Source organism: Pantoea sp. CCBC3-3-1 (genome assembly GCF_007981265.1).
GTDB lineage: Bacteria > Pseudomonadota > Gammaproteobacteria > Enterobacterales > Enterobacteriaceae > Erwinia.
Genome location: NZ_CP034363.1, coordinates 3,936,557 through 3,957,234, shown reverse-complemented (window position 1 = coordinate 3,957,234; position 20,678 = coordinate 3,936,557). Strand labels below are relative to the sequence as shown.

At 55.1% G+C, this 20,678-nt stretch carries 12 protein-coding genes and 3 tRNA genes; 9 read left to right on the top strand and 6 right to left on the bottom strand.

What is annotated here, in order from left to right; all coding sequences use genetic code 11:
- From recC to recD, 4 genes are all read left to right on the top strand, one after another.
- Positions 1-3,369 carry an exodeoxyribonuclease V subunit gamma gene (gene recC / locus EHV07_RS18460; RefSeq protein ID WP_147199628.1) on the top strand — a complete coding sequence of 1,123 codons (3,369 nt, stop codon included), beginning with the start codon at positions 1-3 and terminating at the stop codon, positions 3,367-3,369.
- A 151-nt stretch (positions 3,370-3,520) separates the two neighbouring features.
- Complete coding sequence (gene ptrA / locus EHV07_RS18455; protein WP_147199627.1) at positions 3,521-6,409, top strand: pitrilysin; 2,889 nt, start codon at positions 3,521-3,523, stop codon at positions 6,407-6,409.
- A complete protein-coding gene (recB, locus tag EHV07_RS18450; protein ID WP_147199626.1) occupies positions 6,406-9,933 on the top strand; it encodes an exodeoxyribonuclease V subunit beta in 3,528 nt (1,175 codons plus the stop codon). Before ptrA ends, recB begins: the two co-directional genes overlap by 4 nt.
- On the top strand, positions 9,924-11,759 hold the full coding sequence (gene recD, locus EHV07_RS18445; RefSeq protein ID WP_147199625.1) for an exodeoxyribonuclease V subunit alpha: 1,836 nt from the start codon (positions 9,924-9,926) through the stop codon (positions 11,757-11,759). The genes recB and recD overlap by 10 nt, the downstream gene beginning before the upstream one ends.
- Positions 11,760-11,786: 27 nt before the next feature.
- On the opposite strand, the gene argA is transcribed toward recD, so the two are convergent.
- Positions 11,787-13,130, bottom strand: a complete 1,344-nt coding sequence (argA, locus tag EHV07_RS18440; RefSeq protein ID WP_147199624.1) for an amino-acid N-acetyltransferase — start codon at positions 13,128-13,130, stop codon at positions 11,787-11,789.
- A gap of 235 nt (positions 13,131-13,365) precedes the next feature.
- On the opposite strand from argA, the gene amiC reads away from it, so the two are divergent.
- Positions 13,366-14,619: an N-acetylmuramoyl-L-alanine amidase AmiC gene (amiC, locus tag EHV07_RS18435; protein WP_147199623.1), complete on the top strand. Its 1,254-nt coding sequence runs from the start codon at positions 13,366-13,368 to the stop codon at positions 14,617-14,619.
- Positions 14,620-14,788: 169 nt separating this feature from the next.
- Here the strand turns inward: amiC and EHV07_RS18430 are convergent.
- The 3 genes from EHV07_RS18430 to EHV07_RS18420 form a co-directional block, all read right to left on the bottom strand.
- Positions 14,789-14,865: transfer RNA gene (locus tag EHV07_RS18430), tRNA-Met, on the bottom strand.
- Between the two features lie 61 nt (positions 14,866-14,926).
- Positions 14,927-15,003: transfer RNA gene (locus EHV07_RS18425), tRNA-Met, on the bottom strand.
- Positions 15,004-15,058: 55 nt separating this feature from the next.
- Positions 15,059-15,135: transfer RNA gene (locus tag EHV07_RS18420), tRNA-Met, on the bottom strand.
- Between the two features lie 204 nt (positions 15,136-15,339).
- Between EHV07_RS18420 and mltA the strand changes: the two genes are divergently transcribed.
- On the top strand, positions 15,340-16,482 hold the full coding sequence (gene mltA, locus EHV07_RS18415; RefSeq protein ID WP_147199622.1) for a murein transglycosylase A: 1,143 nt from the start codon (positions 15,340-15,342) through the stop codon (positions 16,480-16,482).
- Positions 16,483-16,510: 28 nt separating this feature from the next.
- Complete coding sequence (tcdA, locus tag EHV07_RS18410; protein WP_147199621.1) at positions 16,511-17,311, top strand: tRNA cyclic N6-threonylcarbamoyladenosine(37) synthase TcdA; 801 nt, start codon at positions 16,511-16,513, stop codon at positions 17,309-17,311.
- A gap of 7 nt (positions 17,312-17,318) precedes the next feature.
- Here the strand turns inward: tcdA and csdE are convergent, their stop codons facing one another.
- Together csdE and csdA are read right to left on the bottom strand one after the other, a co-directional pair.
- Positions 17,319-17,765: a cysteine desulfurase sulfur acceptor subunit CsdE gene (gene csdE / locus EHV07_RS18405; RefSeq protein WP_147199620.1), complete on the bottom strand. Its 447-nt coding sequence runs from the start codon at positions 17,763-17,765 to the stop codon at positions 17,319-17,321.
- A gap of 2 nt (positions 17,766-17,767) precedes the next feature.
- Positions 17,768-18,973: a cysteine desulfurase CsdA gene (gene csdA, locus EHV07_RS18400; RefSeq protein WP_147199619.1), complete on the bottom strand. Its 1,206-nt coding sequence runs from the start codon at positions 18,971-18,973 to the stop codon at positions 17,768-17,770.
- Positions 18,974-19,199: 226 nt separating this feature from the next.
- Here csdA and EHV07_RS18395 point away from each other — a divergent pair, with 226 nt between their 5' ends.
- Together EHV07_RS18395 and EHV07_RS18390 are read left to right on the top strand one after the other, a co-directional pair.
- Positions 19,200-19,424 (top strand): YgdI/YgdR family lipoprotein, encoded by a 225-nt coding sequence (locus EHV07_RS18395; RefSeq protein WP_147199618.1) that lies wholly within the window; start codon positions 19,200-19,202, stop codon positions 19,422-19,424.
- A gap of 324 nt (positions 19,425-19,748) precedes the next feature.
- The gene (locus tag EHV07_RS18390; protein ID WP_147199617.1) at positions 19,749-20,666 is read left to right on the top strand and encodes a transcriptional regulator GcvA; all 918 of its coding nucleotides are present in this window, start codon (positions 19,749-19,751) and stop codon (positions 20,664-20,666) included.
- The last annotated feature ends 12 nt before the right edge of the window (positions 20,667-20,678 follow it).

Below are 20,678 nucleotides of genomic sequence, written 5' to 3'. Positions count from 1 at the left end.
ATGTTTACCGTTTATCACTCGAATCAGCTGGATTTGCTGAAGACGCTGGCAGCTTTTCATATCGAAAATCAGCCGTTGCGTAACCCCTTCCAGGCGGAAGTGGTGCTGGTGCAAAGTCCGGGGATGGCACAGTGGTTACAAATGTCACTGGCAGAGCAGTTTGGCATCGCGGCCAATATCGCTTTTCCTCTGCCAGCTTCTTTTATCTGGGATATGTTCGTCCGCGTTTTACCCGGCATTCCTAAAGAGAGCGCCTTTAATAAAGCCAGCATGAGCTGGAAGCTGATGGCTATCCTGCCAGAAATGCTGACGCGGACCGAATTCGCTATGCTGAAGCACTACCTCACCGATGACGAGGATAAAAGAAAACTTTTCCAGCTGGCAGCACGTATTGCCGATCTGTTCGACCAGTATCTGGTGTACCGGTCAGAATGGCTGAACAGCTGGGAAAAAGGGCAGCAAATAGCCGATCTGGGCGAAGCTCAGCAGTGGCAGGCGCCGCTGTGGGCCGCGTTGGTGGAATACAACCGCGAATTAGGGCAACCGGAATGGCATCGTGCAAATCTCTATGCCCGCTTTATCTCTACGCTGGAAAACAGTGCCAGCCGTCCGCCCAATTTACCGGAGCGCGTATTTATTTGTGGTATTTCTGCATTGCCGCCCGTGTATCTGCAAGCCTTACAGGCGCTGGGTAAACATATCGATATTCATCTGTTGTTTACTAACCCCTGTCGTCATTATTGGGGCGATATTCAGGACTACGCTTTTTTGGCGAAGCTGCAAAGCCGCCGCAGGCAGCATTTTAATCAACAGGGCGAAAGTGCGCTGTTCCGTCAGTCAGATGCAAGCAGCCTGTTTAACGATGCGGGCGAGCAGCAGCTCAGTAATCCGCTGCTGGCCTCTTGGGGTAAGCTTGGACGCGATAACCTGTTTTTGCTGGCACAGATGGAGTGTCGGGAAATTGACGCTTTTGTCGACATCGAGCCGGGCAACCTTCTGCACAGCTTGCAGCGCGATCTGCTTGAGCTGGAAGACAATGCCGTTATTGGGTTAAAGCAGGAAGAGTGGGAGACCAGCCACAGCAAACGGATCCTCGATCCTGAAGATCGATCCGTCAGTATTCATCTTTGCCACAGCCCTCAGCGCGAGGTTGAAGTTTTGCAGGATCGTCTGTTAGAGATCATGGCTAACGATCCCGCGCTTTCACCGCGCGATATTATCGTGATGGTGGCAGATATTGACGCCTACACGCCTTTTATTCAGGCCGTATTTGGTAATGCGCCGGCCGGACGCTATTTGCCTTTCTCCATTTCTGACCGCAGAGCCAGCCAGGCGCATCCTGCGCTACAGGCTTTTATTTCGTTGCTGAGCCTGCCAGACAGCCGCTTTACCTCCGAGGGCGTACTGGCGCTGCTTGAGGTCCCGGCCCTGGCCAGCCGCTTTGCTATTGATGAAGAGGGGCTGCGGCGCCTGCGCCACTGGGTGGGCGAATCGGGCATCCGCTGGGGTCTGGATGACGACACGGTCCGCGAGCTGGATCTGCCGCCAACCGGGCAACATACCTGGCATTTTGGCCTGACGCGAATGCTGCTGGGCTACGCGATGAACAGCGAAACCGGGCACTGGCAGGGGATTTTGCCTTATGACGAGTCCAGCGGATTAATTGCCGAACTGGCTGGCAATCTGGCCGAGCTGCTGATGCGGCTGCGTCGCTGGCGTGAGCTGTTAAGCGCGCCTCGGGAGCTGGAAAGCTGGCTACCGCTGTGCCGCGAGCTGCTAAACGACTTTTTTGCCGGAGATGCCGATGCCGAAGCCGCGCTGGCGCTGATTGAAGAGCAGTGGCAGCAGGTCATTAACTACGGCGTGCAGGCTCAGTATCAGCAGGCCGTGCCGCTTTCTCTGCTGCGTGATGAGCTGGCTTCCAGGCTTGATCAGGAAAGGATCAGCCAGCGCTTTCTCGCCGGACCCGTCAACTTCTGTACCCTGATGCCGATGCGTTCCATTCCCTTTAAGGTAGTTTGTCTGCTGGGCATGAACGATGGCGTTTACCCGCGCACGCTGCCGCCGCTGGGGTTTGACCTGATGAGCCAGCAGCCCAAAAAAGGCGATCGCAGCCGGCGCGACGATGATCGCTATCTGTTTTTAGAGGCGCTGAATTCGGCTCAGCAACAGCTTTATATCAGCTATATCGGCCGTACAATTCAGGACAACTCGGAACGTTTTCCGTCGGTACTGGTCAGTGAACTGGTGGAATACATCAGTCAGAGCTTCTGTTTGCCTGGCGACCAGGGGCGGGATGTTGATACCAGCGCGGCGGCCGTTGTGGCGCACCTGCATCATCTGCACAGCCGTATGCCGTTTGCCGCCGAAAACTTTCTGCCGCAGGCGAAATATCAAAGCTATGCGGCAGAATGGCTACCGGCGGCAAAGGCCAGCGGCGTACCGCATCCGCCTTTTATGCAGCCGCTGCCCGAACTGGAGATGGCCGAACTGAATTTCGAGCACCTGGTGCGCTTCTGGCGTCATCCGGTGCGTGCCTTCTTCAGCCAGCGGCTGGGCGTCAGTTTCCTGCTCTCCGATACCGAACTGCCCGATGCTGAGCCCTTTACGCTGGATAATCTCAGTCGCTACCAGCTAAACAGCCAGCTGTTGAATACCCTGATTGATGAGCAGCCCAGCGAACCGCTGTATGCCCGGCAGCGCGCCGCAGGGAATCTGCCTTACGGCGCCTATGGCGAGCTTTTCTGGCAGGAACAGTTAACAGATATGAGCGAGCTGGCAGGGCAGGTACGCGAACAGCGTAAAGACTCGAAGAGTTGGGAGATCAACCTGCAAATCGCCGGTCTTCAGCTGAACGGCTGGTTGCCCCAGGTTCAGGATGATGGTTTGCTGCGTTGGCGCCCGGGGCATCTTAACTTCACTGACGGACTGGCGCTGTGGCTTGAGCACCTGGTTTATTGCATTTTGGGCGGCAGCGGTGACAGCCGAATGTATGGCCGAAAAGAGAGCCAGTGGCGTTTTCCGGCGTTGCCGGTTGAGGAAGCGCAGGCGTGGCTGGCGCGTTATATTCAGGGCTACAGGCAGGGGATGTGTTCGCCCTTGTTGCTGCTGCCCAAAACGGGTGGCGCATGGCTGGAAGCCAGCTATGACGAGAAGTCCGCCTCAATCCTGCACGATGAAGCGACCCAGGCAAAAGCGCGCATCAAACTGTTGCAGGCCTGGCAGGGCAATATGCAGGTTGAAGGTGAGGGCAGCGACCCTTATCTGGCACGGCTTTTCCGCACGCTGGATGAAGCTACGTTTCGTGCAATTACCGATAACGCAGAAGCGTGGCTGTTACCACTAATGCAGATCAATGACATTAAGTAAGACATCCTGTAATGTTACTTTATAACTATTTTTAACGTTTATTTCTGTTTGCTTGTCCGCCGGGGATAAGTGAAGTCTTTAGGTTTAACGGTCTCACCGCCCCGTGTGCACGGCATGGGGTAACAGAGCAACAGATCGTCGAGGAGTTTGAATGCGTCGTTATGCAGTCTGGTTCACCACTCTTTTCCTGCTTTTTACCTTCTGGAGTCCACTGACACAGGCGCAATCGGGATGGCAGCCCGTCCCTGAAACGATTCGTAAAAGCGAGAAAGATCCGCGCCAGTATCAGGCGATCAAGCTGGATAACGGGTTAACCGTACTGCTGGTTTCCGATCCGCAAGCGACCAAGTCATTATCGGCGCTGACGATCCCCATCGGCTCGCTAGACAATCCACGTAATCAACAGGGGCTGGCTCACTATCTTGAGCATATGTTGCTGATGGGGTCGAAGCGCTACCCGCAGCCAGACAACCTTGCCGAGTTTCTGAAAAAGCACGGTGGCAGCCACAATGCCAGCACCGCTTCCTACCGCACTGCGTTCTATCTTGAAGTTGAGAACGATGCACTGGAGCCTGCTGTTGATCGGCTTGCCGATGCCATTGCCGAACCGCTGTTGGATCCGGTAAACGCCGATCGTGAACGTCATGCGGTCAATGCAGAGCTGACGATGGCGCGGTCCCGGGATGGCTTACGAATGGCGCAGGTGGGTGCGGAAACCTTAAACCCTGAGCACCCGGCTTCGCTGTTCTCAGGCGGGAACCTGGAAACGCTGAAGGACAAACCAGACAGCAAGCTACATGATGCGCTAACCGCTTTTTATCAGCGTTACTACTCGGCCAACCTTATGAAAGCGGTAATTTACAGCAACAAGCCGCTGGCCGAACTGCAAGCTATTGCCGCAAAAACCTATGGCCGTGTGCAAACGCACCAGGCTGCTGTGCCGGAGATCGCCGTCCCGGTGGTGACCGATAAGCAGAAAGGCATCATCATTCATTACGTACCGGCCCAGCCTCGTAAGCAGCTAAAAATTGAATTCCGTATCGACAATAACAGCGACAAATTCCGCAGCAAAACCGATACGCTGATCGGCTATCTGATTGGCAACCGCAGTAAAAATACGCTCTCCGACTGGCTGCAAAACCAGGGACTGGCAGATTCGATTGATGCGGGAGCCGATCCGGTTATCGATCGTAACGGCGGCATCTTCTCTATTACCGTTTCGCTGACCGATAAAGGGCTGGCTAACCGTGATGAAGTGGTGGCAGCAGTGTTCAGCTATCTGAACACCTTGCGCAGCGGCGGCATCGATAAACGCTATTTTGACGAAGTCGCCCACGTGCTGGATCTGGACTTCCGTTATCCCTCCATTACCCGTGATATGGACTATATTGAATGGCTGGCGGATACCATGTTGCGCGTTCCTGTCGCCGATACGCTGGTCGCCCCCTATATTGCTGACCAGTACGATCCCCAGGCCATCAAAGCGCGGCTTGACGGTATGACGCCACAGAACGCGCGCATCTGGTACATCAGCCCGAATGAACCGCACAACAAAATGGCTTACTTCGTGAATGCGCCATATCAGGTGAATAAGATTGAGCCAGAGCGTTTCAAAGCGTGGCAGGCCGCCAGCGATAAGATTTCGTTATCTCTGCCCGTGCTTAACCCGTACATCCCCGACGACTTCACGCTGATTAAGCCGCAGCATAAATATGCGCACCCGGAGCTGCTTATCAATCAGCCTGGCCTGCGGGCGTTTTATATGCCGAGCCAGTTCTACGCGGACGATCCCAAAGCCAATATCACCCTGGCGCTGCGCAACAAAGAAGCGATGAGCACGGCGAAAAATCAGGTGATGTATGGTTTGAATGACTATCTGGCCGGGCTGGCGCTGGACGAGCTGAGTTCGCAGGCGTCGGTTGGCGGCATCAGCTTCTCCACCAGCGAGAACGATGGCGTCACCTTTAATGCCAGCGGTTTTACTCAGCGCCTGCCGGATTTGATGAAAACCTTGCTCAAACGTTATGCCAGCTATCAGCCGGATCGGCAGCAGCTGGATCAGGCGAAATCCTGGTATCTGGAGCGGCTCGACTCCGCGGACAAAGGCAAAGCCTTTGAGCTGGCAATCCAGCCTGCACAGATGTTGTCGCAGCTGCCATACACCCAGCGCAGCGAGCGCCGTAAGCTGGTGGCGGAGGTGACGCTTGAGGATTTGAAGGCGTACCGCAAAATGCTGCTGGAAAATGCTACGCCGGAACTGCTGGTCGTCGGTAACATGACCGCTGACAGCGTTAAGACACTGGCAGGCGAGTTAAAAAACCAGCTTAACTGCGAAGGCCAAAGCCGGTGGCATAGCCAGTATCTGGTGGTTGACAAGAAAACGACGGCTAACCTGCAAAAAGAGGGCAGCAGCACCGATTCTGCGCTGGCCGCGCTTTACGTGCCGCCTGGCTATGAAGAACATGACAGCATCGCTAACAGCGCCATGCTCAGCCAGATTATTCAGCCATGGTTTTACAACCAGCTGCGCACGGAAGAGCAGCTCGGCTATGCGGTCTTCTCTTTCCAGATGCCGGTTGGGCGTCAGTGGGGGATCGGCTTCCTGCTGCAAAGCAACGTGAAACAGCCGGCTTATTTGCTTGAGCGTTTCGCCGCGTTCTATCCGACAGCGGAAAAGCGTTTACGTGACATGAGTAAAGAGGATTTTGCTCAGTATCAGACCGCGATGATCAACGAGCTGAAACAACGTCCGCAAACGCTGGATGAAGAAGCCGGACGCTTTAGCAAAGATTTCAATCGTGAAAATGACAACTTTGATACGCGGGAGCAAGTGATAAAACGCATTCAGGCGCTAACGCCGGAAAAAATCGCGACCTTCTTCCACGATGCCGTCATGGCGCCACAAGGATTAACGCTGCTGTCGCAGATTTCTGGCAGCCAGCACGATAAGGCTGATTACGCTGCACCGTCAGGCTTTACCACCTGGCAGGAAGTGTCGAAATTGCAGCAGTCATTTCCGGTGAAAAGCGACAAATCATGACATTGCAGCGCCTTGATCCTCTGACTCTGCCGCTACAGGGTGAGAGGCTGATTGAAGCTTCTGCGGGAACAGGTAAAACCTTTACCATCGGCCTGCTCTATCTCCGCCTGCTGCTGGGGCTGGGCGGAGAAGCCTCTTTTGGGCGGCCGCTGCCGGTAGAAGAAATTCTGGTTGTAACCTTTACCGAAGCGGCAACGGCAGAGCTACGTGGGCGTATCCGGGAAAACATTCACAAGCTGCGTATTGCCTGCATTCGCGGGCACAGTGCCGATCCGGTGCTTACTCAGCTGATGGCTGAGATAGATGATTTGCCTCAGGCCGCCGCCCAGTTGTTGGCTGCTGAACGGCAGATGGATGACGCCGGGATTTTCACTATTCACGGTTTCTGTCAGCGCATGCTCAATCTGAACGCCTTTGAGTCCGGCATGCTGTTCGAACAACAGCTGATTGAGGATGAGTTTCCGCTGCGGCGGCAGGCGGCGGCCGATTTCTGGCGGCGCTTTTGCTATCCGCTACCGCTGCCGATAGCTCGTGTTATGACGCAAATGTGGCAGGGGCCGGAACAGCTGCTGGCGACGCTCTCGCCCTGGCTAAGCGGCGAGGCACCTGCGCTAAAGCATCCGCTGGATTTAGACGAAACCTTTACCCAGCGGCATGAAAAAATCATTGCGCAAATCGACAGGCTGAAGGCCGCCTGGCGTGCGGCAGAAAACCTGCATGATTTGATTGCTCAGTCAGGCGTAGACAAGCGAAGTTACAGTAGTAAGCACTTACCTAACTGGCTGGAAAAACTGACCCAGTGGGCAGCGGAAGAAACGGCAGACTATCAGGTGCCAAAGGAGCTGGAGCGCTTCGGGCAACGCATCCTGTTGGAAAAAACCAAAAAGGGCGAGCCGCCGCAGCATGCACTCTTTGAACACATCGATCGTTTCCTCGCCGAGCCGCTGTCGCTGCGCGATTTGGTTATCGCTACCGCGTTACGAGAAATCCGTTTTGCTACGCAGAAAGAAAAGCGGCTGAACGCGCTGCTTGGCTTTGATGACCTGCTCGGACGGCTGGATAGTGCGTTACAGCAGCCCGGAGGTGAAGCGCTGGCGCAGGCAATCCGTACTCGCTATCCGGTAGCGCTGATTGATGAATTCCAGGATACCGATCCCCAGCAGTATCGTATTTTCCGTACGCTCTATGGTCAGCAGCCGGACAACGCGCTGCTGCTGATTGGCGATCCCAAGCAGGCGATCTATGCTTTTCGCGGCGCCGATATTTTCACCTATATGAAAGCGCGCAATGAAGTTAGCGCTCACTACACGCTTGAAACTAACTGGCGCTCCTCTCCTGCGATGGTAAACAGCGTTAATCAGCTGTTCCTGCGCCTGCCAAATCCCTTTTTGTTCAACGAGATCCCTTTTATTACCGTTGAACCTGCTGCACCAAACGCGGCACTGAATTTTGTGATGGAGGGTAAGCCTCAGCCCGCATTGCGTTTCTGCTTACAGCCGGGCGAAGGCGTTGGCGTCAGTGATTACCAGCAGTTTATGGCTCGCCAGTGCGCCGCAGATATCTGTCGCTGGCTAACGGCCGGACAGCAAGGCACGGCGCAAATTGGCAAAGGCGAATTTTTACGGCCGGTGCAGGCCTCGGATATTACGATTCTGGTGCGCAGCCGGGGTGAAGCCGCCGTTATGCGGGAAGCGCTGAACGGTCTGAATATTCCTTCCGTTTATCTCTCCAACCGCGACAGTGTTTTTACTACGCCTGAAGCGCGCGAAATGCTTTGGCTGCTACAGGCGGTGTTGGCACCGGAGCAGGAGCGTATATTGCGCAGTGCACTGGCAACCAGCATTTTTGGTTTGGATGCAGCAACGCTGGAAGAACTGAGCCGCGACGAGCGCAGATGGGATGCGCTGGTCGATGAGTTTGACCGCTATCGCCAGCGTTGGCTAAAGCGTGGCGTGCTGCCGATGCTGCGAGAGCTGATGGTAAACCGCCAGATTGCAGAGAACCTGCTGGTTTCAGACAGCGGCGAACGCAGGCTGACCGACCTGTTGCACCTGGGCGAACTGTTGCAGGAAGCGTCAGCACAGCTTGACAGCGAACACGCGCTGGTACGCTGGCTGGCGGCTGAAGTGGCTCAGCCAAACGGCCAGTCGGCAAGTCAGCAGCTGCGGCTGGAGAGCGATCGCCACCTGGTGCAGATTGTCACCATTCACAAATCAAAAGGCCTGCAATATCCGCTGGTCTGGCTACCTTTTATCGCCAACTATCGCGAAGCGGGCCAGGGCATTTATCACGATCGGCAGAGCTTTCAGGCGCTGCTGGATTTGCGCGATGAAGCTGAAAGCGTTGAGCTGGCTGAACAGGAGCGGCTGGCTGAAGATTTGCGCCTGCTCTACGTGGCGCTGACGCGTTCAGTCTGGCATTGCAGCGTTGGCGTGGCGCCGCTGGTAAAAGGCAACCGGAAAAAAGAAGGGAACAGCGATCTGCACAACAGCGCGTTGGGCTATTTGCTCCAGCTTGGCGAGCCTGCGGATGCGGCGGGCCTGCATAAGCAGCTGCTAAGCCTGCAAAGTCCGGCGATTGAGGTCGTTATGCCGACCGAGCCGGAAAGCGAAAGCTGGCGGCCGGAACAGGATTTTTACGAGGAGCTTAACAGCTTGCAGGTGACACGATCGCTGCATGATGAGTGGCGCGTAACCAGCTATTCGGGTTTACAGCAGCATGGACACTCCGCCGCCTTTGAACTGCTTCCCCGACTGGATGTGGATGCGGCGGGCGAAGCGCAAAGCCAGACCGCGCTTCAGCTTACGCCGCATACTTTTCCACGTGGCGCAGCGCCCGGAACGTTTCTGCATGGCTTATTTGAAGCGTTAGATTTTACGCAGCCCGTTGATGAAAACTGGCTGAGCGAGCAGCTGGCCGCGCAGGGCCATGACCTTGCCTGGCTGCCGGTAATGAAGCAGTGGCTGGAAGAGGTGCTGCGAACGCCGCTTAACGACACCGGCGTTACGCTTAATCAACTGACTGCTGACAATCGTCAGGTCGAACTGCAATTTTATTTGCCGATTGAGCAGCTGCTGAGTGCCGCAAAGCTGGACCAGTTGATCCGCCATTACGATTCGCTCTCGCAAGGTTGCCCGACGCTCAACTTTCAGCAGGTACAGGGCATGCTAAAAGGCTTTATCGATCTGGTATTTTGCTGGGAAGGTAAATATTATCTGCTGGATTATAAATCTAACTGGCTGGGCGAGTCTGGCGAACACTATACGCCGGAAGCGATGGCTGCCGCGATGCAATCTCACCGTTATGACTTACAGTACCAGCTCTATACGCTGGCACTGCATCGCTATCTGCGCCATCGTCTGGCTGATTATGACTATCAGCAGCATTTTGGTGGCGTGATCTATCTGTTCCTGCGCGGTATGGAAGGAACAGCCAGTGAAAACGGCGTATTCCGTACCCGTCCACAGGCTGAATTTGTCGCGGCGTTGGATGCCCTGTTCGCCGGAGAAGAAGTATGTCTGTAATGAACCAATTATTGCTGGCCGCCTGCGACCAACGTCTGTTCCGTTCGCTCGACGTGCAGTTTGCCCGCATGGTGGCCGACGAAACGCAACCTGCGCTGATGCTTGCTGCGGCCTGGGTCAGTGCCGAAGCCGGAGAAGGTCACGTATGCCTGCCGCTTGAGCAGCTTACCGAGTCCGCGCTGTTTTCCGGGCGTCATCCTGAGCTTGCACGCCAGCTTTGGCAGGCGGCAGGCGAACCTGACTGGCCCAGCCTGCTGCCCGGTTTTGAAGCGGTAGGCGACGGTACTACGGCCACGCCGCTGGTCATACATCAACAACGCCTTTATCTGCACCGCATGTGGCTGTCAGAAGGCCTGGTAGCGCAGTTTATTCTGCGTGAAACCGCCTTTAGTGATTTTGACCAGCAGCGGCTACGGGCCGCGCTCGACAGGCATTTTGGGCTGGAAGCGGATAACTGGCAGAAAATCGCCGCTGCCGTGGCAATAACCCGACAAATCGCCGTTATTTCAGGCGGGCCGGGAACCGGTAAGACCACCACGGTGGCTAAACTGCTGGCTACGCTGCTGGAGCTGTCGGCCGGTTCAATGCGCATTCGTCTGGCGGCACCCACCGGGAAAGCGGCGGCGCGCCTGACGGAGTCGCTGGGCAAGGCGCTACAGGACCTGGACGTCAGCGAAGCAGAAAAGCAGCGTTTTCCGGCGGAAGCCACCACGCTGCATCGCCTGCTTGGCGCGGTGCCGGGCAGCCAGCGGATGCGCTATCACGCAGCCAATCCGCTGCATCTGGATTTGCTGGTCGTCGACGAAGCGTCAATGGTCGATCTGCCGATGATGGCCAATCTGATTGCCGCGCTGCCACCACATGCCAGAGTGATTTTCCTCGGCGACCGCGATCAGCTGGCATCGGTAGAAGCGGGCGCGGTATTGGGCGATATTTGCCGCTGTGCCGAAGCGGGCTACAGCCATGAGCGTGCTGAGATGCTGGCGCTACTGACCGGCTGCGTTATTGAAGGACTGGATGATGCGACGGCACCGCCGGTGCGTGACAGCATCTGTCTGCTGCGTAAGAGCTATCGGTTTGACGCTTCTTCCGGAATTGGTCAGCTGGCGCGGGCGGTAAATGCAGGCGACACGCGTCAGCTTAATCAGGTTTTTGCGGCTGATTATGGCGATATTGAGCGTTTTTCGCTGAACAGCAGCGAAGAGTACCAGCACCTGTTAAATCGGTGTGTGGAAGGCTATCGCGACTATCTGGTGCAGCTGGCAAAGGGAGCAAGTTCACAGCAGGTACTGGAAGCCTTTGGGCGCTTTCAGCTTCTGTGTGCCCTGCGCGAAGGGCCATTTGGCGTGTTTGGTCTCAACGAACGTATTGAGGCTTCGCTACAACAGAAGCGGCTGATTACCCGTTCAGCGGGCGCTGGCGGTAAATGGTATGTGGGAAGGCCCGTGATGATTGCCCGTAACGACAGCGCGCTGGGCTTGTTCAATGGGGATATTGGCATTGCGATGAATGATGAAGAGGGCGCACTAAAGGTCTTCTTCCCGCTGCCGGACGGCACTATCAAGGCCGTTCAGCCCAGCCGCTTACCGCCGCACGATACCGCTTTTGCCATGACGGTGCACAAATCACAAGGGTCGGAGTTTGACCACACGCTGTTGGTGCTGCCGAACCAGTTTACGCCAGTGCTGACGCGGGAGCTGGTTTATACCGCTATCACCCGGGCCAGACGGCAGCTTACGCTGTATGCCGATGGCCAGGTGTTAAACAGCGCGGTAAAAATGCAGACTCAGCGTCGCAGCGGTCTGGTTGAAAGGCTGGGCGAGTAGCCCGGCCATTCAGAGCCGCGATTAGCGTCAGGCCAGGCGCGCGTGGCGGAGATCGGCCATTAAGACTTTTGAACGGCGCTGGTAGTTATACATCTGCTTTTTACTTTCCGGCAGCTCTTCAATATCAACCGGCGTAAAGCCGCGTTCCTGGAACCAGTGGATGCTGCGAGTGGTGAGCACAAACAGTTTTTTCAGCCCCATCTGACGAGCCTGGAGCGCTACGCGTTCCAGCAAAGCTTCGCCCCGTGAGGAACTGCGATAGTCGGGATGCACGGCAACGCAGGCCATTTCGCCAATCTGCTCTTCCGGGAAAGGATAAAGCGCCGCACAGCCGATGGTCAGGTTATCACGCTCGATAATGGTGAATTTATCGATTTCCATCTCCAGCTGCTCGCGTGAACGCCGCACTAAAATACCCTGCTGCTCCAGCGGACGGATCAGTTCGAGAATGCCGCCGATATCATTAATGGTGGCGCGACGGATCTGTTCAGCGCTTTCCATTACGATCTGCGTACCGATACCGTCGCGGGAGAACAGCTCCTGCAACAGCGCGCCATCCTCCTGATAGCTGATCAGATGGCTGCGACGCACGCCGCTGCGGCAGGCTTTCACCGCGCCGCGCAGGAAGCGAACGGTGCTGGAGAGATAATCATCGTCCTTTTCCAGCTCTTCAATGCGCTGCTGAGCTTCGTTCGGGAACAGCTCAGAGATAATATTGCCTTCGCGGTTGGTCACGCCCTGCTCAGCGCAGAATCCGATCATTTTTTCTGCTTTCAGCTTGATTGCCAGCTGTGTTGCCACTTCTTCCGACGTCAGGTTAAAGCTTTCGCCGGTAACGGAAACCGCGACCGGCCCCAGCAGCACAATGGCGCCGCTGTCGAGCTGGCGGTGGATCGCTTCTTCATCGATACGACGGATACGGCCGGTGTGACAGTAGTCAATGCCGTCATCCACACCCAGCGGCTGCGCGATAATAAAGTTGCCGCTCACCACATTAATATGCGCGCCCTGAAGCGGCGTATTATTCAGACTCATCGACAGGCGGGCGGTGATATCCAGCTGCAAACGTCCGGCAGCCTGTTTGACCAGCTCCAGCGACTGCGCATCGGTCACGCGGGTATGTTTATGATAAAACGGCTCCAGCTGGTGCTCGGCAAGATTGGCATCAATCTGTGGCCGTGCGCCATACACCACCACCAGCCGAATACCCAGGCTGTGCAGAAGGCCGATATCGTTGACGATACTTGAGAAGTTCTCATGCTCGATGGCTTCACCACCCAGCATGATGACAAACGTTTTACCACGGTGGGCATTGATATAAGGGACTGTATGGCGAAACCCCTGAACCAGCTCGGTACTCCGTTCCTTCACGGCAAACCCTCTATGAATTATTATTCGCTAAAAATGTATTTTTATTCTTTTATGCGGCGGGTGCAAGTAGCAATTTTTTTTGTTTTCTTTAACAGCGGGTAACAAGTGGGTTTAACAGACTGCACGGCTGCGCTTTTCCGGATGACACCTTTGGCAGGATTCGCTAAAGTTTGCGTACTTGGTCTTATTTTGGCTCTATTTTTCGCAAAAAAAACAGCAATCACTCTGGAGTTGCATGTCTGATTTACCTTCGCCTGGCCGACGCCTTTTTTTAAAAAGCGCTGGCGCTGCTCTGCTTTTGGGCGTGAGCAAAGTGGGTTTTGCGGCCAGCAGTCACGTCGTGGCTATCCGCATCTGGCCCTCATCGACCTATTCGCGTCTGACGCTGGAATCCAATACTCCACTGAAATACAAGCAGTTTGCCTTGAGTAATCCGCAGCGGGTAGTCATGGATATCAGTAACGTTCATCTTAACCGCGTGCTTAACAATGTGGGAAAGCTGGTTCGTCATGACGATCCCTACATAAAAAATGCGCGCGTTGGTCAATTTAATCCGACGACGGTGCGGCTGGTGCTGGAGCTGAAACGTAACGTCACGCCGAAAGTTTTTACCCTCGATCCCGTGGCCGGTATGAAGAATCGGCTGGTGCTGGATCTTTATCCGGCCCAGGGACACAGCAATCATCATCATGACGATCCGCTGCTGGCGTTGCTTGAGGATTATAACAAAGGCGATCTTGAAGCCAGCCAACCCGCTTCGGCCCCGCTGCCGGGAAAAGCGGGACACGATCGTCCCATCATTATCATGATCGACCCCGGTCACGGCGGGGAAGATACCGGCGCAATTGGCAAGCATAAAACGCGTGAAAAAGACGTGGTGCTACAGATTGCCCGGCGGCTAAAGGCGCTGATCGATAAACAGCATAATATGCGGGCGCATATGACCCGCAGTGAAGACGTGTTTATTCCATTGAAGGTGAGGGTGGCGAAAGCCCGCCGGCTGCGCGCCGATTTATTTGTTTCTATTCATGCCGATGCTTTTACCAGCAGGGCCGCACGCGGTTCATCGGTATTCGCACTTTCCAAACACGGTGCGACCAGCACGGCGGCACGCTATCTGGCTCAAACGCAAAATGAATCGGATTTGATTGGCGGCGTCAGCATGAGCGGCGATCGCTATCTCGACCATACCATGTTTGATATGGTGCAGAGTCTTACCGTTACCGACAGTTTGAAATTCGGTAAAGAAGTGCTTTCAGGGATGGGCAAGATCAACCATCTGCATAAAAAAACGGTGGATCAGGCAGGCTTTGCGGTATTGAAGGCGCCGGACATTCCCTCGATTCTGGTCGAAACGGCGTTCATCAGTAATCTGGAAGAGGAAAGGAAACTGCGCACCAGCAAATTTCAGCAGCAGGTCGCTCACGCCATTTTTTCAGGGATTAAAGCTTATTTCGCTCATGGTGCGCCATTGGCACCTAAAAAATAACAGGTTTGGGTGGCAAAAGCTTTCTGGCTTAACGAGGCAGAGGAAGTCCGTCCGGTCTGAAAACGACGGGAAAGAGGGAAGAAGGGCCACTGGATGGCGGCAGGAAAATAAGCACAGGGAAAGGTTGGCGAATGCCAGAAACAAAAAAACACCCAAAAGGGTGCTTGATTGGTTGCGGGAGCCGGATTTGAACCGACGACCTTCGGGTTATGAGCCCGACGAGCTACCAGGCTGCTCCATCCCGCGTCCGAATTACTGTTGTCGCTTCCGTCACGACAGGTTTACCGCATTTTCTCCTGAGAGAAAATGGTTGCGGGAGCCGGATTTGAACCGACGACCTTCGGGTTATGAGCCCGACGAGCTACCAGGCTGCTCCATCCCGCGTCCGAACGACTGTCGCTTCCATCACGACAGCTTACTGCTTTTCTCCGAAGAGAATTGGTTGCGGGAGCCGGATTTGAACCGACGACCTTCGGGTTATGAGCCCGACGAGCTACCAGGCTGCTCCATCCCGCGTCCGTGGATGCGCACTATACGCTGAGTCGTTTTTCTTGCAACCCTTTTTTGCGCTAAAGTGATGAAAACAGGGCTTACTGCTTAATTTATCTGCCATTTGGTGGTTTATCAATCAAAGATGGCCGTTCTTTTCTGACTGGGCGTTTAAATCTTAAGGGCGCTTTGCTATCTTCGCCTGCAATTCCGCATAAAGGTAGCCGAGCAATGAAAGCACGTTGGACTAAGTATATCGCCACTGGGGCGCTGATTGCCCTGCTCGCGGGGTGTTCTTCTAAACCTACCGACCGTGGGCAGCAGTATAAGGATGGAAAACTGGAGCAGCCGCTGGGACTGGTTAATCAGCCCAGCGCGAAAGGGCGGCCGGTTAATGGAAAAGATTTTGCCGATCAGGTCTCGGAAATCCAGTTTGCTTCACCCGCGATGTTTTCACGGCAGACCACGACCTTTAGTGCAATCAAAGGCTGGTTGATGGCGGGCGGCGATACGCGTCAGCTGCGCCAGTTCGGTCTGGATGCTTACCAGATGGAAGGCACAGACAATTACGGCAACGTGCAGTTTACCGGCTACTACACGCCGGTTATTCACGCTCGCTATACCCGGCAGGGCGAATTTCAGTATCCTTTATACCGTATGCCGCCAAAAGGTAAGCGCCGTCTGCCAAGTCGTGCTGAAATCTACCGTGGCGCGCTTGATGACCGCTACGTCGTTGGCTACAGCAATTCTCTGATGGATAACTTCATTATGGATGTGCAGGGCAGCGGCTATGTGGATTACGGCGATGGCCGCCCGCTGATGTTCTTCGGTTACGGCGGAAAGAACGGTCATCCCTATCGCAGCATCGGTAAGGTGCTAATCGACCGCGGTGAAGTGAAGCGGGAAGATATGTCGATGCAGGCTATTCGCCAGTGGGGCGAGGAGCACAGCCCGGCAGAAGTGCAGGAGCTGCTGGAGCAGAATCCTTCCTTTGTGTTCTTTAAACCTGAAAACTTTGCGCCGGTGCGTGGAGCCAGTGCGGTACCGCTCGTCGCTAAAGCGTCCGTGGCGTCTGACCGTTCGCTGATCCCACCCGGCACAGCGCTGCTGGCTGAAGTGCCTCTGTTAGACAATAAAGGCAAGTTTACCGGGAAATATGAGATGCGCATGATGGTCTCGCTGGATGTCGGCGGCGCAATTAAAGGCCAGCATTTTGATATCTATCAGGGGATTGGTGAACAGGCTGGGCATATGGCGGGCTGGTTTAACCATTATGGCCGCGTCTGGGTGCTGAAAGCCGCGCCGGGCGCGGGTACGCCGCTTTTTTCCACGGCACAAAACGGCAGTCCGGCGTCGTTTACGCAGCAGGACTAACCGCGACTAATGAATTTTGAGGTAAAGCATGACTGCTCTTTCTGACGCCTGGCGACAACGTTTTGGCGGTACGGCACGTTTATACGGCCAGTCAGCCCTGCAACTTTTTGCCGAAGCGCATATCTGTGTGGTGGGCATTGGCGGGGTGGGCTCGTGGGCTGCGGAAGCGCTGGCGCGTACCGGCATCGGTGCGATTACGCTGATCGATATGGATGATGTCTGCGTAACCAACACCAACCGGCAGATCCACGCGCTGAAAGAGACGGTCGGCCAGGCGAAAACGGAGGTGATGGCCGAACGCATCCTGGCGATCAATCCCGAATGCAAAGTCACCTGCGTGGATGATTTTATTACCGCTGAAAATACCGCTGAGCTGATGAGCGGCGGTTTTACTTACGTTATTGACGCGATCGACAGCGTACGACCGAAAGCGGCACTGCTGGCCTGGTGTCGGCGGAATAAGATCCCGCTGGTGACGACCGGTGGCGCGGGCGGCCAAATCGATCCCACGCAGATTCAGGTGGCCGATCTGGCGAAAACTATCCAGGATCCGCTCGCGGCCAAGCTGCGTGAGCGCCTGAAAAGTGATTTTAAGATGGTGAAAAACAGCAAGGGCAAGCTGGGCATCGACTGCGTATTTTCAACCGAAGCGCTGATGTATCCGCAGCCGGACGGCTCGGTTTGCGCTTCACGCAGTACTGCGGAAGGGCCGAAGCGCATGGACTGTGCCTCGGGTTTCGGTGCGGCAACCATGGTTACCGCAACGTTTGGTTTCGTGGCCGTTTCGCATATTCTGAAAAAGATGATGGCGAAAGCGGCGCGCGACTAAAGCCTTTTTAGTCCTGAGCCTGCCTGGCTGCGTTAATGACCGCTTCCGCCAGCGCGTGCAGTCCGGCGCTGCGTGAAGCGCTTAGCTGGTTACGTAATCCCAACTCGTCGAACAAGGTTAGCGGATCCTGGTGTAACAGCGCATCAGGCTGCTGGCCTTCCACGGCGGCAAGCAGCACCGCCAGCAATCCTCGTACAATGCGGCCTTCGCTGTCGCCATAAAAATGCAGGCTGCCGTCGGCCATTTTCTGATGACCAAGCCAGACGCGATTTTCACACCCGCTCAGTTCGATTTCAGCCGTTTTCAGCTCTGGAGCCAGCGGCGGCAGCTGTTTGCCTGTCAGAATCAACTGACGATAGCGATCTTCCCACTGCGTAAACGCCGAGAATTTCTGTTTTAAACCGTCGGCGGTGATCAGATCGCCAAACGGATGGGGAGCATATAAAGAAGTCATAGTTAATCTGCCAGTAATTCCAAAGCGAAGGTCAGGCTTTTGACCAGCGCATCCACATCGTTAAGCGTATTATAAGGCGCAAAAGAAGCACGCAGTGTGCCACTGACGCCAAGCGCTTGCAGCAGAGGTTGAGCACAATGCTGACCGGCGCGTAGCGCAACGCCGCTTTCAGCCAGCAGCGTCACCAGATCGCTATGATGCACGCCAGCAATATCAAATGACAGCAGGCTGGATCGGTCGGCGCGGAAGCTGCGAAAACCGGGAAGGGCCGACAGGCGCTCTTCGGCAATATCCGCCAGACCACGGCTCCAGCTTTCTGCCCTTCCCAGATCAATCTTTTCCAGCCAGCTTAGCGCCGCGCTCAACCCAATCACGCCAGCCACGTTTGGCGTTCCGGCTTCAAAACGCCAGGGAACTGCCTGAGGCGTAAAGCCGGCAAAACTGACATGCGTCAGCATTTTTCCACCGCCTTGCCATGGCTGCATCTCTTCAAGCAGATCGGTTTTGCCATACAGCACGCCGGTACCCATCGGGCCATACAGCTTATGCGCAGAAAAAGCGTAGAAATCAATGTCCAGTGACACAACGTCCGGTGGCGCATGCACTACGCCTTGCGCACCGTCAATCACCACTTTTGCTCCTGCTTCATGAGCCAGTTGGATCGCGCTGGCCATATCCGGACAACCGCCCGTCACGTTCGACATCTGCCCCAGCGCCAGCACCCGGGTCTGCGCGGTGATTAAGTCCGGCAGCGCCGCGACATCAGGCAGGAAACCGTTGCCAATCGGCCACTTAATCACCCTGGCTCCGGTTTGTTCCGCCACCATGAGCCAGGGAACCAGATTGGCATGATGCTCCGCCTCGCTGACAATGATTTCATCACCGGCCTGCAGGCGCGGACGAAAATAGCCCTGAGCCACAAGGTTAATGGCTTCCGTTGTGCCCTTCGTCCAGACGATATTTTTATCTGCTGGCGCTTTCAGCAGGCGGGCGACCTGACCCCGGGCATTTTCATAGCGCTCAGTCAGTTCGCGCGCCGCAGCAAACTGGCTGCGATGAACGGTTCCCGCGCTCAGACTGTAAAACTGCCGGGTAGCTTCAATCACCGCCTGCGGCTTGAGCGCGGTGGCGGCGCTGTCGAGGTAAATACCGGCATCGGCCAGCGCGGGAAACTGCTGGCGAAACTCAACGGGGGAAAATGACGTCATACTCTCCTCGACGCGGATGATGGATTGGTGCGGTTTTTTCAGGGGCCGCGCGGTTTAATGGCGCTTTTCTGGCAATGTTGAAAAAGCGCGTTATCCTGAATTATGCAAGGTTTAAACTATTACCCGCAAATAAGCGTCCTTAAGACAGGCAATTTACTCGCTTTTTGTCTTCAGGTCGTGCGCTTCGGGTGGTTTATCGCGTTACTATCTGCAAGGAGATATAAAGATGAAAAAATTAGCTGCTATCATGGCCGCCTGCGCCATGACTTTCGCTCTGGCTGCCTGTTCAAGCAATTATGTTATGCATACCAATGATGGACGCACGATTGTCGCGGAAGGCAAACCCGTCGTTGATACGGATACCGGTATGATCAGCTACAAAGATGCCAACGGCAACAAGCAACAGATTAACCGTTCTGACGTAAAAGAAATGGTTGAAATGGACCAGTAACGGGCAAAAAAAAGCACCGCAATTTGCGGTGCTACTAAATCACTATGGACAGACAGGGTAAATCTAAAGAATAACGGATCTGCAAGTTAGCAGACCAATTGCAAACACAACATCACGACCACAAGCCAAAAGCCTTTCAAAATCCCGCGTAAATGCTTAAATTTCAAACTGCTTTTCGTTCCGGCTCGGGAAGTGGCGCAACTATAGGTATTTGCTGGTGCATCCTCAACGGACAAATTATAATGGCTCGGATAATAAAAACTAATACGTAAAGCACCGTCAGGAACCTTACGTCCCTAAGCCGTCATCAAGTATCCGGTAATCATGTCTAAACGTCTTCCTCCTTTAAATGCGCTGCGTGTTTTCGATGCTGCCGCCCGACATCTCAGCTTTACCCGTGCAGCGGAAGAACTCTTTGTTACCCAGGCCGCCGTCAGTCATCAGATCAAGTCGCTGGAGGATTTTCTGGGCCTCAAGCTGTTTCGCCGGCGTAATCGATCGCTGCTGCTGACTGAAGAAGGCCAGAGCTATTACCTCGATATTAAAGAGATTTTCACCGCGCTGAACGATGCGACGCGCAAGCTTCAGGCGCGGAGTGCTAAAGGCGCGTTGACGGTAAGTCTCCTGCCGAGTTTCGCCATCCAGTGGCTTGTCCCACGCCTTTCCAGCTTTAACTCAGCTTATCCGGGGATCGACGTCCGCATTCAGGCCGTGGACCGCGAAGAGGAAAAACTGGCAGACGATGTCGACGTGGCGATCTTTTATGGCCGTGGCAACTGGCCGGGGCTGCGAGTAGAAAAGCTGTATGCCGAATATCTGCTGCCCGTCTGCTCACCTCTGCTGTTAACCGGCGACAATCCGTTGAAAACGCCAGCGGATCTGGCCCATCACACCTTGCTGCATGACGCATCGCGTCGGGACTGGCAGTCCTATACCCGCCAGCTGGGCGTGGCGCATATCAACGTGCAGCACGGTCCTATTTTTAGCCATAGCGCGATGGTGTTGCAGGCGGCGATTCACGGTCAGGGGGTGGCGCTGGCCAACAATGTAATGGCCCAGACAGAGATAGAGGCGGGGAGGCTGGCCTGTCCGTTTAACGACGTATTAGTCAGTAAAAATGCTTTTTATCTGGTTTGTCATGACAGCCAGGCAGAACTGGGTAAAATAGCCGCCTTCCGCCAGTGGATCCTGGCAAAAGCGGCCAGTGAACAGGAAAAATTCCGCTTCCGCTACGAGAGCTGAAGTCAGTATGGT